Origin of the sequence: Anaerococcus sp., from assembly GCF_022770135.1 — a bacterium.
In the GTDB taxonomy this organism is placed as follows: domain Bacteria; phylum Bacillota; class Clostridia; order Tissierellales; family Peptoniphilaceae; genus Anaerococcus.
Map to the genome: position 1 here is coordinate 1 of NZ_JALEIL010000023.1, position 15,813 is coordinate 15,813.

General features: G+C 37.9%; 18 protein-coding genes and 1 riboswitch. All 18 genes read left to right on the top strand.

The features are described from left to right. The first annotated feature begins 245 nt into the window (after window positions 1–245). On the top strand, window positions 246–725 hold the full coding sequence (locus tag MRZ08_RS00875; RefSeq protein ID WP_297378158.1) for a CarD family transcriptional regulator: 480 nt from the start codon (window positions 246–248) through the stop codon (window positions 723–725). 10 nt (window positions 726–735) lie between these two features. Continuing rightward, window positions 736–1,839, top strand: coding sequence for a PIN domain-containing protein (locus MRZ08_RS00880; RefSeq protein ID WP_297378161.1), 1,104 nt, complete (start codon window positions 736–738; stop codon window positions 1,837–1,839). Then, a complete protein-coding gene (gene ispD, locus MRZ08_RS00885; RefSeq protein ID WP_297378164.1) occupies window positions 1,832–2,536 on the top strand; it encodes a 2-C-methyl-D-erythritol 4-phosphate cytidylyltransferase in 705 nt (234 codons plus the stop codon). Before MRZ08_RS00880 ends, ispD begins: the two co-directional genes overlap by 8 nt. Further along, complete coding sequence (gene ispF, locus MRZ08_RS00890) at window positions 2,536–3,012, top strand: 2-C-methyl-D-erythritol 2,4-cyclodiphosphate synthase (RefSeq protein ID WP_297378167.1); 477 nt, start codon at window positions 2,536–2,538, stop codon at window positions 3,010–3,012. Before ispD ends, ispF begins: the two co-directional genes overlap by 1 nt. After that, window positions 3,012–4,181 carry a methionine adenosyltransferase gene (gene metK / locus MRZ08_RS00895; RefSeq protein WP_297378169.1) on the top strand — a complete coding sequence of 390 codons (1,170 nt, stop codon included), beginning with the start codon at window positions 3,012–3,014 and terminating at the stop codon, window positions 4,179–4,181. Before ispF ends, metK begins: the two co-directional genes overlap by 1 nt. Window positions 4,182–4,190: 9 nt before the next feature. Further along, window positions 4,191–5,240 (top strand): rod shape-determining protein, encoded by a 1,050-nt coding sequence (locus MRZ08_RS00900; RefSeq protein ID WP_297378172.1) that lies wholly within the window; start codon window positions 4,191–4,193, stop codon window positions 5,238–5,240. Beyond that, the gene (gene gpmA, locus MRZ08_RS00905) at window positions 5,240–5,929 is read left to right on the top strand and encodes a 2,3-diphosphoglycerate-dependent phosphoglycerate mutase (protein ID WP_105301272.1); all 690 of its coding nucleotides are present in this window, start codon (window positions 5,240–5,242) and stop codon (window positions 5,927–5,929) included. Before MRZ08_RS00900 ends, gpmA begins: the two co-directional genes overlap by 1 nt. Before the next feature lie 253 nt (window positions 5,930–6,182). Next, window positions 6,183–6,842, top strand: coding sequence for a winged helix-turn-helix domain-containing protein (locus tag MRZ08_RS00910; protein WP_297378178.1), 660 nt, complete (start codon window positions 6,183–6,185; stop codon window positions 6,840–6,842). A 70-nt stretch (window positions 6,843–6,912) separates the two neighbouring features. Then, window positions 6,913–7,028: riboswitch (FMN riboswitch) on the top strand. A gap of 59 nt (window positions 7,029–7,087) precedes the next feature. Continuing rightward, window positions 7,088–7,684 carry an ECF transporter S component gene (locus MRZ08_RS00915; RefSeq protein WP_297378181.1) on the top strand — a complete coding sequence of 199 codons (597 nt, stop codon included), beginning with the start codon at window positions 7,088–7,090 and terminating at the stop codon, window positions 7,682–7,684. A gap of 81 nt (window positions 7,685–7,765) precedes the next feature. Beyond that, entirely contained in the window at window positions 7,766–8,212 is a 447-nt protein-coding gene (gene tsaE, locus MRZ08_RS00920) for a tRNA (adenosine(37)-N6)-threonylcarbamoyltransferase complex ATPase subunit type 1 TsaE (RefSeq protein WP_297378184.1), read from the top strand. Next, window positions 8,193–8,885, top strand: a complete 693-nt coding sequence (gene tsaB / locus MRZ08_RS00925; RefSeq protein ID WP_297378187.1) for a tRNA (adenosine(37)-N6)-threonylcarbamoyltransferase complex dimerization subunit type 1 TsaB — start codon at window positions 8,193–8,195, stop codon at window positions 8,883–8,885. The genes tsaE and tsaB overlap by 20 nt, the downstream gene beginning before the upstream one ends. Continuing rightward, on the top strand, window positions 8,851–9,291 hold the full coding sequence (rimI, locus tag MRZ08_RS00930; protein WP_297378189.1) for a ribosomal protein S18-alanine N-acetyltransferase: 441 nt from the start codon (window positions 8,851–8,853) through the stop codon (window positions 9,289–9,291). The genes tsaB and rimI overlap by 35 nt, the downstream gene beginning before the upstream one ends. Beyond that, entirely contained in the window at window positions 9,284–10,294 is a 1,011-nt protein-coding gene (gene tsaD, locus MRZ08_RS00935) for a tRNA (adenosine(37)-N6)-threonylcarbamoyltransferase complex transferase subunit TsaD (RefSeq protein WP_297378192.1), read from the top strand. Before rimI ends, tsaD begins: the two co-directional genes overlap by 8 nt. A gap of 1 nt (window position 10,295) precedes the next feature. Beyond that, on the top strand, window positions 10,296–10,649 hold the full coding sequence (locus MRZ08_RS00940) for a hypothetical protein (protein WP_297378195.1): 354 nt from the start codon (window positions 10,296–10,298) through the stop codon (window positions 10,647–10,649). Continuing rightward, window positions 10,642–12,042 carry a S41 family peptidase gene (locus MRZ08_RS00945; RefSeq protein WP_297378198.1) on the top strand — a complete coding sequence of 467 codons (1,401 nt, stop codon included), beginning with the start codon at window positions 10,642–10,644 and terminating at the stop codon, window positions 12,040–12,042. The genes MRZ08_RS00940 and MRZ08_RS00945 overlap by 8 nt, the downstream gene beginning before the upstream one ends. Window positions 12,043–12,149: 107 nt before the next feature. Then, window positions 12,150–13,421, top strand: a complete 1,272-nt coding sequence (locus MRZ08_RS00950; RefSeq protein ID WP_297378201.1) for a Glu/Leu/Phe/Val dehydrogenase — start codon at window positions 12,150–12,152, stop codon at window positions 13,419–13,421. A gap of 120 nt (window positions 13,422–13,541) precedes the next feature. Continuing rightward, window positions 13,542–14,753: an LCP family protein gene (locus MRZ08_RS00955; protein WP_297378203.1), complete on the top strand. Its 1,212-nt coding sequence runs from the start codon at window positions 13,542–13,544 to the stop codon at window positions 14,751–14,753. Window positions 14,754–14,763: 10 nt separating this feature from the next. Next, window positions 14,764–15,774, top strand: coding sequence for a type 2 isopentenyl-diphosphate Delta-isomerase (gene fni / locus MRZ08_RS00960; RefSeq protein WP_297378207.1), 1,011 nt, complete (start codon window positions 14,764–14,766; stop codon window positions 15,772–15,774). Window positions 15,775–15,813: the final 39 nt, after the last annotated feature.

Here is a 15,813-nt window from a genome sequence, read left to right on the forward strand (position 1 = left end):
ATGGTGATAATGCGCCAAGGCAAGTCTTTTAGGGTAGTAACAGATAGAGAGGTGTCCTGGTCCTTGGATGGAGAGTATGGTGGCTCAAGTACTGATGCAAAAATCGAAATTTTAAATAAGAGAATTATGATAAAAAATGGCTTATAGGATTGAAAGAGCTGGGTGATTGTGATATACTGTTTTGTCTAGCATTTACTAAAAGGGCCAAATAGGTTATAATATAATAGAGGACCTAGGAGGTAAAAATGTTTAAAATCGGCGATAAGATCGTATACCCAATGCATGGGGCAGGTACCATAGACTCTATTGAGAAAAAGGAGTTTTTGGGAGAAGTAAAGGATTATTTCATCCTAAAAATGCCAATAGGAGATATGGATATTTCAATACCTACAAGCAAAATCAATGAGATGAACATAAGAGATGTAATCACTAAGGAAGAAGGAGATGAGGTGCTTAAGATCCTCGACGACGAGCCTAGTGATATGAGTAATAACTGGACTGTAAGATATAGACAAAACCAAGAGATCCTAAAGACCGGAGATATTTTTGAAATAGCCAAGATGGTGAGAAATCTAGCTATCCTTGATAATGACAAGGGACTTTCTACTACAGAGAAGAAACTTTTGAACAGGTCTAGGAGGATTCTTGCAAGTGAGCTAGTAATGGCAGGTTCTCTAAAGAAAGAAGAAGCGGAAGCGATGATAGACGAGTCTATAGGACTCTAAGGAGAAGCAAATGAAAAGAATAATTCGATTAGTGCTTTCAATAATCGGAGCTGTTCTTGGCATTGTGATCTTAAGACTTATAAATGCCGGCACGGATTTTTTACCAGGCGCCGGCTTTGTAAAGATTTTTGCTCATATTGCCGCAGCTTTATTGGGAGCATTAGTTTTTTATATGCTGACGGACAAGTTTTCGGATAGGTTTCAGCAAGGATTTAATCTATTCGAGGAGAATTTAAAGAAAGTCCCGGCCAATAAACTGATTGTTGGAATTGTAGGAGCTATATTAGGATTTTTGATAGCAGCTTTGGTGACCAAACCCCTAACCGAACTAACCATTCCTTATGTAGGAAATCTAATTTTTGTGCTATTATCTATTTTATTATATATAGGTTTAGGATATTTGGGCTGGAGAGTTGCATCCAATAATGCTGAAGACATATTAGGAATATTTCAGAAAAAAGAAAATAAGGAGACTAAGGATAACAAATCCTTTATCTTTGAGAGAAATAAACGCACAGCAAGCCCTAAAATTCTCGATACATCAGTTATAATTGATGGAAGAATCCTTGATATTATAGAAACGGACTTTCTTGAAGGAGAGCTTATAGTAAGTGAGTTTGTCCTAGAAGAGCTCCAACACATAGCTGATTCCCCAGATGATCTTAAAAGAGAGAGGGGAAGAAGGGGTCTTGATACTATAAATAAAATCAAGGAAAATAACAAGATTAAGCTAAAGGTCACAAACAAAGACTATAAGGACATAAAGGAAGTAGATTCCAAGCTCTTAAAGCTTGCAATTGATTTAAATGGCAAGGTCTTTACCAATGATTACAATCTTAACAAGGTAGCTGACGTACAGGGCATTCCTATATTAAACATAAATGATTTGGCCAACGCCCTAAAGCCTGTAGTAATTCCTGGTGAGATGATGAGAATTGATGTCATCAAGGAAGGAAAGGGTAAAAATCAAGGAGTAGGCTATCTAGACGATGGAACTATGGTTGTTGTTGAAGACGGAATAAAGTATATCGACCAGACGATAGATGCTACAGTTACTTCTGTACTTCAGACATCAGCTGGAAGAATGATATTTGTAAGGCATAAGAATGATTGATGGAAAGTTTTTATCTGCAATAATTACAGCAGCAGGCTCAGGCCTTAGGATGAGATCAAAGATTAATAAGCCCTACATAGAAGTAGGGGGCAGAAAAGTCCTAGAAATTACCCTAGATACTGTAAGTAAAATAAAAGAGATAGATGAGATAATCCTTGTCATAAGAAAAGATGACGAAGATCTCATAAAAGATATTTTAGAAAAATATGATGGAAATATAAGATATGTATATGGTAGCACAACCAGGGAGCTTTCAACCTTTGAAGGTCTAAAAGCCCTTAATTCAAAAAGCGAATTGGTCTTAACTCATGATGGGGTAAGACCTTTTGCAAGCGAAGAACTTTTCCTAAAGACTATCAATGCTTTAAGGAAAAATAAGGCCGTAATTACTGCTACCAAGTCAAAGGATACAGTAAAAATCATCAATGATGATATGTTCGTAGACTTTACTCCTAACAGGGACTATGTCTACAACATCCAAACTCCCCAAGCCTTTGACAAAAAGCTTATATATGCCATGTATGAGAAATATCTTGCTAGCGAGTTTAAAGTAACAGATGATTCCCAACTATTTGAATTCTTCGATAGGGATGAGAAGGTCAAGGTAGTTCATGGGGAATACTCGAATATTAAAATAACAACCCAAGAAGATATAATTTTCGCAAATGCATATCTTCAGAGGAAAAAGGACGTATAATGAGAATAGGAATTGGATATGATGTTCACAAACTAGTTGAGGGAAGAGACCTATACCTAGGAGGGCTCAAGGTTGATTATGATCTTGGGCTTTTGGGTCATTCTGATGCAGATGTACTAACTCATGCTATAATGGATGCCATCCTAGGAGCTCTTGCTAAGCCTGATATAGGAAATTTATTTCCAGATACAGATCCGGCCTATAAGGATATTTATTCTATAGAGCTTTTGGATAAGGTAGTAGCCCTTATGGAAGAAGAAGGCTACAGAATTGGAAATCTCGATACAGTAACAATCTGCGAGAGGCCTAAAATTGCCCCAATTAGTGAAGACATCAGAAAGATTTTGGCAAAACATTTAAAAACAGATATAGAAAATATTAGCGTCAAAGCTTCAACAAGCGAAAAGCTCGGCTTTACCGGCAGGGGCGAAGGAATTGAGGCTCGTGCAGTAGTTCTTTTAGAAAGAAGGAAATAATGAAAAGACTTATAACAAGTGAATCCGTAACAGAAGGACATCCTGATAAGGTATGCGATCAAATCTCTGATGCAATCTTAGATGAATGTCTAAAACAAGATAAAAATTCAAGAGTTGCCTGTGAGACAGTAACAACAACAGGTCTTGTCCTAGTTGTAGGAGAAATCTCAACAGAAGCCTATGCACCAATAGAAAAAATCGTAAGGGATACTATAAAAGAAATAGGCTACGATGATCCAAGCTTAGGCTTTGACTACTCAAATGTAGCTGTCCTAACTTCTCTTATCGAGCAATCATCAGATATTGCCCAAGGAGTGGACTCAGCCCAAGATTATGAGACAAGTCACGAAGACTACGATAAGATTGGGGCAGGAGATCAAGGAATGGTATTTGGTTATGCTGATAAGGAAAGTGATGAATATCTTCCTATATCAGTAGTCTATGCCCAAAAGCTATCCAAAAAGCTAAGCGATGTTAGACGTGACGACACCCTTTCTTATCTAAGACCAGACGGAAAGAGCCAAGTTACCGTAGAATACGATGATGGAGTTCTCAAAAGAATTGACTCAATCGTAATCTCTGCCCAACACAGCCCAGAAGTATCCTTAGAAAAAATTAAAGAAGATATCAAAAGAGAAGTGATCGATAAGGTAATTGATTCTTCCCTAATGGATGAGGATACTAAGATTTACGTAAACCCAACAGGCAAGTTTGTAATCGGAGGACCTAAGGGCGACAGCGGACTTACAGGAAGAAAAATAATAGTAGATACCTATGGTGGATATTCTAAGTCAGGTGGAGGAGCCTTCTCAGGAAAAGATCCAACAAAGGTAGATAGATCTGCAGCCTACATGGCAAGATATGCAGCCAAAAACATGGTTGCAGCAGGACTTGCTGATAAGTTAGAAATCGGCTTATCTTATGCTATAGGAGTTGCAAGACCCCTATCAATCTATGTAGATAGCTTTGGTACAGGAAAATATGACGATGAGAAACTTCTAGAGATTGTAAAAGAAAATTTTGACTTTAGACCTCAAGCTATAATAGATAAACTCGACCTTAGAAGACCAATCTACAAAAAAACTGCAGCCTTTGGTCACTTTGGAAGAGATGACAATGACTTTACTTGGGAAAGAGTCGATAAGATTGATGAATTAAAGAAATACTAGGGAGATGATATGGCAAGACTAAGAAAATCTATAGCGATAGATTTAGGAACTGCTTCTGTCCTAGTGTATGTCGCTGGCAAGGGAATAGTTCTAGAAGAGCCTTCTGTCATAGCGATAGATGTACTAACTGATGAGATACTTGCGGTAGGTAGCGAGGCGAAAAAGCTTATCGGAAGGACTCCGGGTAATATCAAGGCCATCATGCCTATGAAAGATGGGGTGATTTCTGACTTTAAAGCTACAGAAAGAATGCTAAAATATTTCTTGGATAAGGCAGTTAAGAAAACCTTGCTCAAACCAGACCTATTAATCTGTGTTCCATCAAGATCAAGTCAAGTCGAAAAAAGAGCAGTCCTTGCGGCAAGTGATAATGCAGGAAGTCATAGGACCTATCTAATAGAAGAGCCATTAGCTGCAGCTATAGGAGCAGGATGTGATATAACCGATCCAGGTGGAAGCCTTGTGATAGACATCGGAGGAGGAACCTGTGATATTGCAGTCATATCTATGGGCCAAGTTGTAGCTAGTAGGTCTGTTAATACAGCAGGACTTTCCTTTGATAAAAAAATAAAAGACTACATCAGGCAAAGATATGGTATATTAATAGGGGATAGTAAATCCGAAGAGATTAAAATCGAAGCAGGACTTGTAGGAAGTGAGCAATCTATAGAAGTAAGTGGAAGGTCTATATCAAATGGACTCCCACAAAAAATCTTCCTTCCAGTTGCAGAAATCTACGATGCTATAAGGCCTGAGATTGATTTGATCATAAATGGGGTGAAGAAAGTACTAGAAGTAACACCACCAGAGCTTCAATCTGATATATACGATAGGGAGATAATCCTTACAGGCGGGGGAGCTTACACTCTAGGCCTTAGACAAAGACTTACAGAAAAGCTTCAAATCGAAGCGAAAATCGCAGATGATGCGACAGAGTGTGTTATCATAGGTACATCCAAGGCCCTAAACTGGATGGATTCCCTAGATGAAGAGAGAAATGATGCCATCAAAGGCAAACAAAAAGAGTTAGAAATGGACGAGAAATTAAGGAGAAGATAATGACAAAAAAATTAGTTCTAGTAAGACACGGTCAAAGTGAATGGAACCTTGCCAACAAATTTACAGGTTGGGTTGACGTAAACCTATCTGAAAAAGGGGAAGAAGAAGCTAAAGAAGCTGGTAGAAAAATCAAAGAAGCAGGAATAATGTTTGACCATGCTCACACATCAGTTCTAACAAGAGCAATCAAAACTTGTAACTATGCCCTTGAATACTCAGGACAAATGTTCGTTCCAGTAGAAAAATCTTGGAGACTAAACGAAAGACATTACGGAGCTCTTCAAGGACTAAACAAGGCTGAAACAGCTGAAAAATACGGAGATGAACAAGTTCACATCTGGAGAAGAAGCTACGATACACTTCCACCAGAACTAAGTGAAGAAGAAGCTAAAAAACAAGCAGAACTTCCAATGTTCAAACACCTTCCAGCTGACGTTGTTCCAACAGCAGAAAACCTAAAAGTAACTCTTGATAGAGTGCTTCCTTACTACTTCGACCACATTGCTCCACAACTTCTTGATGGAGAAACAGTCCTAGTAGCAGCTCACGGAAACAGCCTAAGAGCCCTAGCAAAACACCTAGAGAAAATCTCTGACGAAGATATCATGGGCCTTGAAATTCCAACAGGCCAACCACTAGTTTACGAACTAGATGATGAGCTAAATGTAGTTAAAAAATACTATCTATAAGATAAAGGAGGATGATAGCTCCCTTCTTTAGACAAAGATAAATATTATCTATTCGGTCTAAGTTAAGGGAGTTATTAACTCCTTTTAAAGTACAGAAATTTATATAGGAATAAATTGATCTAATTATGTAGGGTCAGGACTTGATAAATTGCTATTTTTTGCGGGATTTATCAATTTGTGGTAAAATTAACTCTGAAGGTGCGCTAGTGCACTTTCTCTATTTTGGAATTAATCCTTGGATATGGAGGAGAGTATGAGAATTCTATCTGTAGAGAATGAGAATGGGGTATCCTCACTTATTAATTCTCGTTTCAATAAAAGTGAAGTACTTGTAGAAAAAATCGATTCAGTAGACGATCTCTTGTTTAGGGACTTAGGAGGAGTCGATCTAATCTTAGTCGACATGACCCACAACAAGTGCTTGCAAGTTATACAATTTATAAAACAAAAGACAAAAATCCCTGTCATATATCTAACAGAGAGATATAAGAAAAACCCTTACGAGGCAGAAATTGATGATAAGGAATTTGTCATTCATTCTGTGACTAGGCAGGAATTTATTAAGGATGTCTTTAGGAAAGTAGAAGAGCTAAGGGAAGCCAACATCATAAGCATGGGCATCTGCAGTCTCGAAGAAGATAATGGGATTTTTAGAATTGGCAATGATATCCTAGATCTAACCAAAAGCGAGATAGCGATTTGCTCAATTCTGATCAAAAACATGGGAAGGATCCTAAGTAAGGAAGAAATAGTTGAAGAAATGGCCCAAAAAGGCTTTGACACAACTGAAAGATCAGTCAGAGAGTACATAAGAAAGATTAGAAGCCAATTCAAAAAAGCAAAGCTCAGTCCTATAAAGACAGTAAACAAGAAGGGCTACAAATGGGTCCTAGATAAGTGTGAAAACGAATAGCATTTTTATTGCAAAAGATCTTTTATCTGGTATAATGAGTTTAAGAAATAAACTAAATATTATCGCTTAGCGATATCTTCAGGGAAAGGTGAAATTCCTTAACCGGCGGTAAAGTCCGCGAGTCTATTCGACTGAATTGGTGCAATTCCAATACCGACAGTAAAGTCTGGATGAAAGAAGATTAATTGTAATCTGCTTTTTTTGCCCTGATATCGGGCATTTTTTATTGCCCATAAGGAGGAAGTATGAATAGAAGTAAGACATTTAGTTTAAACTCAGTTGTTAAAGTTGGTATCTTGGCAGCCTTTGCCTATGTATTGATGTTTATCCAGTTCCCAATACCAATAGCCCCACCTTTTATGAAGGTTGACCTAGCTGATGTGCCAGCCCTTATCGGTGGCTTTGCAATGGGACCTTGGTATGGTGTTTTGATTCAACTTATCAAAAATATCTTAAATCTAACAAAGACTACTACAGGGGGAGTTGGAGAGCTTTCTAACTTCATAGTTGGGGCAGTTTTTGTTTATGTTTCATCAAGTATTTATAAAAATAGAAAGACTAAAAAGACAGCTATATTTTCTCTAGCTCTTGGAGTTATTGCAATGACAGCAGTTGCTACACTTTCAAACGCCTTTATAGTTTTCCCAACCTATGCTAAGGTTATGGGCCTTGACCTAAATGCCTTTGTGGGTATGACTGCTAAGACAAATGGTCTAGTTAAAAGCTACTTCAGCCTAATGCTTTTATCTATTGCACCATTTAATATTGTCAAAGGTTTTGTAGCGAGTTTTGTAACAGAATTAATTTATAAAAGAGTTTCCCCAATCATCAAAAGAGGATAAGAAGTGATTCTTAAGCTCAATCATTATGGTTGGGCTTTTTTTATTGGGTCTTCTTTAGTATAATAGAAGCTAAGAGGAATTATGATTATTAAAAACTTAGAAGAATTAAAAAAATTTGCTTATAAATTCGCGCATCTTTTAAAGGAGGGCGATGTTATAAATCTTAAGGGAGCCATGGGAGCAGGAAAGACAACTCTAACAGGCTATATATCAGAGTATTTTGCCATAGAGGACTCTTCTTCTCCAACCTTTGCTATAGTAAATATCTATGAGGGGGATAAGAAGATTTATCACTTGGACCTTTATAGATTTGATGAGCCAGAAGAGATTTTTGATATAGATTTCGAGGAGTATTTCTATCCAGAAGATGCCATAACAATACTAGAATGGGCAGAAAATGTAAGGCCTTACTTGCCTGAAGATATGATAGATATAAGGATAGAAAAACTAGGAGAAAATGAGAGAGAGATTACAATTGACTCTGGGTCAATTAGAGGAAGTGAAATAAATGAATATTTTAGCAATTGATACATCTACAATGATATCGACCGTTACTGTATCAGATGGGGCAGAGATTATTGGAGATTTTAATGTAAACCAACAAAAAACTCATAGCGAATCCCTGGTTCCAATGATTGAGACCTTATTAAATCTTTTGGGAATGAAGGTAGCAGATATAGACAAGTTCGTTATCAGCAAGGGACCAGGTTCTTTTACAGGCCTTAGGATTGGGATGACTATAGCAAAGACCTTGGCCCAAGCTACAGGGAAGGATCTTGTCGCCATATCAACCCTCCTAGCCCTTGCTAACAATTCGTCTTCAGCTAGATTAAAGGTCCCAATGATAGATGCTAGGGGTAATAGAGTCTATGCGGCAGTATATGATGAAAACTTTAATGAAGTTATTAGGGAAGATTTGTATACCATAGATGACTTTGCAAGTAGGGTTAATAACCTAGCACGAGAAGTTGAGCTTATTGGAACTTTGAATGAAAAATATGAGGATAAGTTTGATAAGGCTACAAGCCTTCCTTTAAATTTCAATAATTCTATAGGAAGGTCCCTGGTTAAGATTGCCATAGAAGAAGACTTTCCTAGAAAAGAACTTTACGAGATTGTCCCAAACTACCTTAGAGCCAGTCAGGCAGAAAGAGAGTTAGCCAAAAATGATAAGAAGAATGGAAATAAAGGACGCCGATAGGGTTTACGAGATTGAAAATGCTTCATTCTTTGAACCATGGACAAAGAAGAATCTTATAAAAGAGCTTACTGCCAATTCGTTCTTAAACCACTATGTATATGAGCTAGATGGCGAGATAGTAGGCTTTTACATAGCGAGCAAGGTCCTAGACCTAGTAGAAATCTTTACCATAGCAGTAGATGAAGCTTACAGAAAGCGTGGTATCGGTAAAGAACTTTTATCTCATCTTATAGAAAAAAGTAAGGAGAGCGGAGCTAGGGAAATTTGGCTAGAAGTTTCTGTCAAAAACTTTAAGGCTATAGGACTTTACGAAAAATTTGGCTTTGAAAAAGATGGCATCAGGAAAAACTATTATCAGAAATTGGGAGAAGATGCCTATAATATGAAAAGGAAATTATATGAGTGATTTTTATACAATGGGAATCGAGACAAGCTGTGACGATAGTTCTGTGGCGATTCTCAAAAACGATAGAGAAGTATTGGTGAACTTGATATCATCACAGATTGATATTCACGCGCTTTTCGGAGGAGTTGTGCCAGAGATTGCAAGTAGAAAGCACCTTGAGGCTATAAATCCCCTCATAGAAAAGGCCCTAGCCGATACTAACTTAAGCTACGAAGATATAGACCTTATATCAGTAACTAAGGGACCGGGACTTATGGGATCGCTTTTGGTTGGGATTTCTGCAGCCAAGGGCCTATCTCTTGCGACAAATACACCTTTGATTGGAGCCAATCACATGCAAGGACATATTTGTGCCAACTATTTGTCAAACAAGGACTTAGAACCTCCCTTTATAAGTCTAGTAGTATCTGGAGGCCATACCTATCTATGTAAGGTAAATTCTTATACTGACTATGAAGTTATCGGAAAAACCTTGGATGATGCAGCAGGAGAGTCCTTTGATAAAGTCGCAAGAAAGATAGGACTTGGATATCCAGGAGGGCCAAAGATCGATAAGCTTGCCAAGGAAGGTAATAAAGACGCTATAGACTTTCCTAGGGTAATGCTAGAGAAGGGGTCCTACGATTTTTCCTTCTCAGGTCTTAAGACAGCAGTCCTAAACTACGCCCACAAGCTTGAACAAAGGGGCGAAGAAGTAAATAAGGCTGACCTTGCGGCGAGCTTTCAAGAAGCGGTTGTCGATGTCTTGGTAGATAAGTCCATGATGCTTCTTAAAGAAACAGGCCTTAAGACTCTAGCTGTAAGTGGGGGAGTTGCTGCAAACTCCAGACTTAAGGAAAGACTTAAGGAAGAGTGCGACAAGGAAGGAATCAAATTCTATCATCCATCTGTAATCTTGTGCACGGACAATGCGGCTATGATTGCTATGGCAGGTTACTTAAACTATAAAAATGGAGCTGTAGACGATAATTTCATGAAAGTCTACCCGAATTTGGAATTATGATATGCGAAAGAGAAATAAGAGAGAAAGAAATCTCATAAAAAGATACAACAATCTAGTAAAGCTAAGCAGCCTCTTATACTTTTTGGCAGGATGCGGAGTCCTTGCCTTCGGCATTTATTATAGGGAGATTTTTGAAATAGTTTTCGGGGTCTTTGCCCTAGTATTTTCCTTCGCCAATCTTAAAAACAAAAACTATAGCCAAGCCTCTATCAGAAGACTTGAACAGAACAGACTTTCTTTTATTATAGTATTTATCATAATATATTCTCTGGTAAATCCTATCGGAAATATCCCCCTACTCTATGATCTCTACAAGAGAGATTTGGTATTAAACGGAGGATTTCTAGATGAATAAGAAATTTAAGCTTCTCATTATCTTCTTGTCATTAATTATAATGACTTCATGCGTTGGTAGAAGGCTTGATTCTATGAAGAGCAAAAGGGCCATGAGAGAGTACGATAACTCAGGAATTATCCTTTCTGATGGGAGCTTCTTTCCAGACAAGATTACGGGATTTACAGTAGATGAGTACTTAAAGTGGTATAAGAGCTTAGATGAGCCCCTAAGACTTCAAGTTCCAAAGGCACAAAGACCTAAGGAATTGACAAAGGAAGAAAGACTAGAAGATTTCGATTATTTCTTCAACCAAATCCAAAACAACTACCCCTTCTTTGGAGTTTTGAAAAGAAAACACAATATTGACTTTCTAAACAATTATGATAAATACAAGAAGATGGTAGAAGGCTGTGAAAACGACGAAGACTTTAGGAAGGTCATGGAAGAGATTTGTGGAGATTTAAGGAATAATCATACAAGAATTGCCGATAAGGCCTATGTAGAAAAGACCCTCCTCTACTTCTCAAAAAACTGGAAGTCACCTTCGATTTATTATGAATTTTTAAATCTAAATAGGCAGGTCGTAAGAAATAGGTATGGCCTAGAAGGGGTTCAAAGCGATGTAGATAGCCCCCTAGGTCTTTCTAGAAGATCAGCACTTTTTGATAAGGATACTACAGCAAATCTTGAATTTGAAGAAGCAAGCGATGATATAGCAATCCTTAGGGTAAAGTCCATGGCTGGAAGTGAGAAATATACAGAAGACCTCAAGCTTCTAAAAGAATTTCTTAAAAACAAACACCTATATAAAGCCCTTGCAATTGATATAAGGGGAAATGCTGGAGGTAATATGGAATATTGGCAAAACTTCCTTCTCCCAAAGCTTATAACTGGGCCCAAAACTGTAACAAACAAGCTCTTTTTCAAAGAGTCCAACCAGGCCAAGCTCATGTTTGCCGACGATAGATACAATGTCGAAAGGCTTTCCAATGTAGATATATCTGCTATTAAACTCGATAACGAAGAAGACCTTAAGCGCTTTGACTTTTATATGAAGGATATAATCACAGTAAATCCTGACACTTCAAATAAGGATTATGGTTTTGATGGATCTATGTACCTACTAGTAGACGCAAATGTCTTCTCGGCAGCAGAAGGTTTCGCCAACTTCATGAAATATTCAAATACGGCAACCCTTATTGGAAACACTACTGGGGGAGATGGGATAACCCTTGGAGTGATTAATTCTGTAATGCCTAACTCAGGTCTTGTATTCACCTACACCAATACCCTAGGCTATGATCCAGCAGGGAAAATCAACGAGGAAAATCCAACGACTCCGGATATTATATCGAACTCCTACAGGGACAGTCTAACTACTATAGACCAGCTATTAGGAGCTAAGGAGTAAATAAGCTTCCAGGATAAATTTTTGTCTTGGAAGTTTTTCTTTTAGAAATTGACTAGTAATAAATTTGTATGTATTATTATTAATAGAAAACTAATTAAGGAGCTAATATGAGTGAGAAATTAGATATATTAGAAGCTACTAGAGATAGGTACAAGAAGGCTTGTGATAAGCTTAAACTAGATCCTTCTGTCTTTGAAATATTAAAAGAGCCAGAAAGACTCTTAGAAGTTGCTATTACTGTAAAGATGGATGACGGAAAGACCAAGGTATTTAAGGCCTTTAGGTCAGCCCATTCTTCTGCCCTAGGTCCATCCAAGGGCGGGATAAGATTTGATAAAAATGTGACAAGAGAAGAAGTGATGGCTCTTTCTATGATGATGAGCATCAAGGTTGCTCTTTTGGGCCTTCCTTTAGGAGGAGGTAAGGGTGGGGTCATTGTAGATCCTAAAGAGCTTTCTGAAAGAGAAATCGAAAGCCTCTCACGTGGTTTTGTCCGTGCTACTAATAATTATTTAGGAAGTAGAATAGATATTCCAGCTCCTGATGTAAACACAAACGCCAAGATTATGGGTTATTTCATCGATGAATATATAGCCCTAAATGAGGGAAGGGAAGATATTGCGACCTTTACAGGAAAGCCACTTGCCCTCGGAGGATCTTTTGCAAGAGATCAGGCGACAGGTTTTGGTGTAGCCCTTGCTGTAAAATACGCTTACGAGAGAAAAAATGAGAGCCTAAATGGAAAAACTTTTATATGCCAAGGTTTTGGTAATGTAGGCTACTTTGCCGCCAAATACATGTCTGAATTTGGAGCAAGGCTAATCGCTGTAAATGCAAGTGATAGAGAAGCTCCTTCAGGTTCTTCTGCAATTATTAATGAAGATGGCTTAGATGTGGAAGCTTTAAGGAAATTAAAAGAAGATGGTGCTTCAGTCCTAGACTATGACGATTCTACAAAGATTAGTAACGAAGAATTCTTTGCCCTAGACACAGATATAATTCTTCCTTGCGCCCTAGAAAATGTGATTACAGAAAAAATCGCAAAGACTATAAAGGCCAAGGTCATATCAGAGGGAGCAAATGGTCCAACAACTCCAGGTGGAGCACAAGTCCTAGAAGATAAGGGAGTTATTCTAATACCAGATATCATGGCCAACTCCGGCGGAGTCCTAGTAAGTCATTACGAATGGATCCAAAACCAAATTGGATATTATTTTGACTATACCAAGGTTAAGGATAAGGAAGAAGGAGATCTGCTTAGGGTCTTTGAAAGAATCTTCGATATGGCAGAAGATGAAAATGTCGATTTGAGGGAGGCTTCCTTTATGGTGGCAATCAAATCCATGGCAGAAGCCCTCAAGTATAAAGGAAGATATTAAATTAATAAGGGAGCTTAGGCTCCTTTTTTCTTTAAGATCAAACCTTCATCTTGTAGGAGTATTTATTTCGAATATAATAGTAGGTAGGAAAGTTTTACTAAAATTAGATAAGGAATTATAATGAGGATAAAAAGATTTTTGGCTATAGTTTTTGTCGCCATAATTGCTTATTTTGGATCTAATACCATACTTAATAAGCTGGAGAATAATGAACTTAAGAAAACTTATGGTGATGATTTCTCTTTTGATGACGATGCTATAGGAAGTAATGAACACGAACACCTATTTTTGCTTGTAGGAGTTGATAAGAACTCAGACGATGATGACAATGACGATTTTACTAGGACAGATACCATAATGTTAGTTAAGGCTAATACTGAAACAGGAAAAATCGACATCCTATCTATTCCAAGAGACTCCAGGGTAAAGATTAGACAAGAGTTCGATAAGGTAAACCACGCCCACGCCTTTGGTGGAATAGAGCTTACTATCCAGACCTTAAGGAATTTCCTAGGCCTTGATATTGACTATTACGTTCAGGTAAACTACAAGGCTGTGGAAAATATAATAGATGCTCTAGGAGGGGTGGATTTCGATGTTCCTAAGGGAGTTTCGATAGACGTAGGAAGCCTTAAGATTAGAGAAGGGATGAATCACTTCGACGGCCAACACGCCCTATGGTACCTAAGAACTAGGAAAATTTATGAAAACGGAGATATAGGAAGAGTTGAGGCCCAACAAGGATTTATGAAGGCCATGGTAGATCAAATAGTAGCAAAGTCAGAAAAAATCAATCTAACGACCTTTGCAACTAACTACCTAAAATACGTAAAGACCAACCTTCCTATGGGAGTTCTAATGGATTTGACCAACAACATTGACAAGTTTTCATCAGATCAGGTCTCAACCTTTACAGTTCCAGGCAGAGAGCAAACAATTGAAGGAACTAGCTATTATCTACCAGAATTTGAGAAGACTTGGAGATTGGTAGACAAGGAATTTCAAAACTTTAAGCTTAAAAATTGGGACAGGACCAAGGCGGGTATAGATGAGGATGGTAATATCCTAGATGGAAGAAAAAATCAAGTCGAAGAAGATCCAGTTCCACAGGCAGAAGTAGAGGCCCCTGTTAGGCAAGAAATAATAGAAGATACCGAACCACATTACTATGAACCAGCCCCTAGCTATGAGTACGAATATTATGAGCCAGAATATGTAGAAGAAGAGGTAGAAGAGGCTGCTCCTGAAGAAGCTCCTAAAGAAAAGGAAGAAAGTCCAAAGGAAACTGAGGAAAAGGTAGAAAAGTCTGATACTAGTGATAAAGATGAATGATAGGTGGGAAATGGAAGATAGAAGACGAAGAAAAGATGAACATATAGAAAATTATCTCAAAAGTGAAATCATAACAAATACTTTGCTAGAAGATATCTACATTGAACACAACGCTCTTTCTGATGTGAATATGGAAGAGATTGATACTTCAATAGAATTTCTAGGAAGAATTATATCCATGCCCCTTATGGTTAACGCCATGACAGGAGGAGGGGAAGCAGGAAGTGATATCAACGAAGACCTTTCCTCAATTTGTGAGAGCCTAGGGATCCCTATGGCCTCAGGCAGTGAAGCCATAGCCATAAAGGATGCGGAAAGTCGTGATTCCTTCACACTCCTTAAGGATAAGGATATAATAAAAATTGGAAATCTAGGATCAGAGAGAAGCCTTGAAGATTTTATCTTCGCCAAAGACTTGATAGGTGCAGATATTATGCAAGTTCACCTAAACATAGCCCAGGAGCTAGTCATGCCAGAAGGAGATAGGGACTTTAAGGGACTTGGTGAAAACATTAGAAATCTTGTAGAAAATCTTGATACTCCTATAATAGTAAAAGAAACAGGATCAGGAATTTCTAAAAGTGTCGCCAAAAAGCTTCTAGATATGGGAGTAGAATACATCGATGTAGCCGGAAAGGGTGGAACCAATTTCATAGAGATTGAAGATTTAAGAGATGTGGAAACAGACTTTTCTGAATTCTACGATTGGGGAATCCCTACAGCGAAGTCTATCATAGATGTAAGAAGCCTATCGGAAGATGTTTTTATCATTGCATCTGGTGGCCTAAGGAATGCGACAGATATCGTAAAATCAATCATCATAGGAGCGGATATGGCTGCTATGAGCGGAGAAGTCCTAAGATACCTCCTTCACGGAGGCTACGAAGCTTGTGAAGACTTCCTAAAAGATTTACAATACAAAATAAAAATAATAATGTGCCTACTTGGAGTCAAAAATATAGAAGAATTAAAGAAAGTTGACTACAAGGTTGTTGGCAGACTTAAACAGCTTTTGGATTAGATAGTTAAATAAGCCCTAGCAGAAATTGCTAGGGTTTTT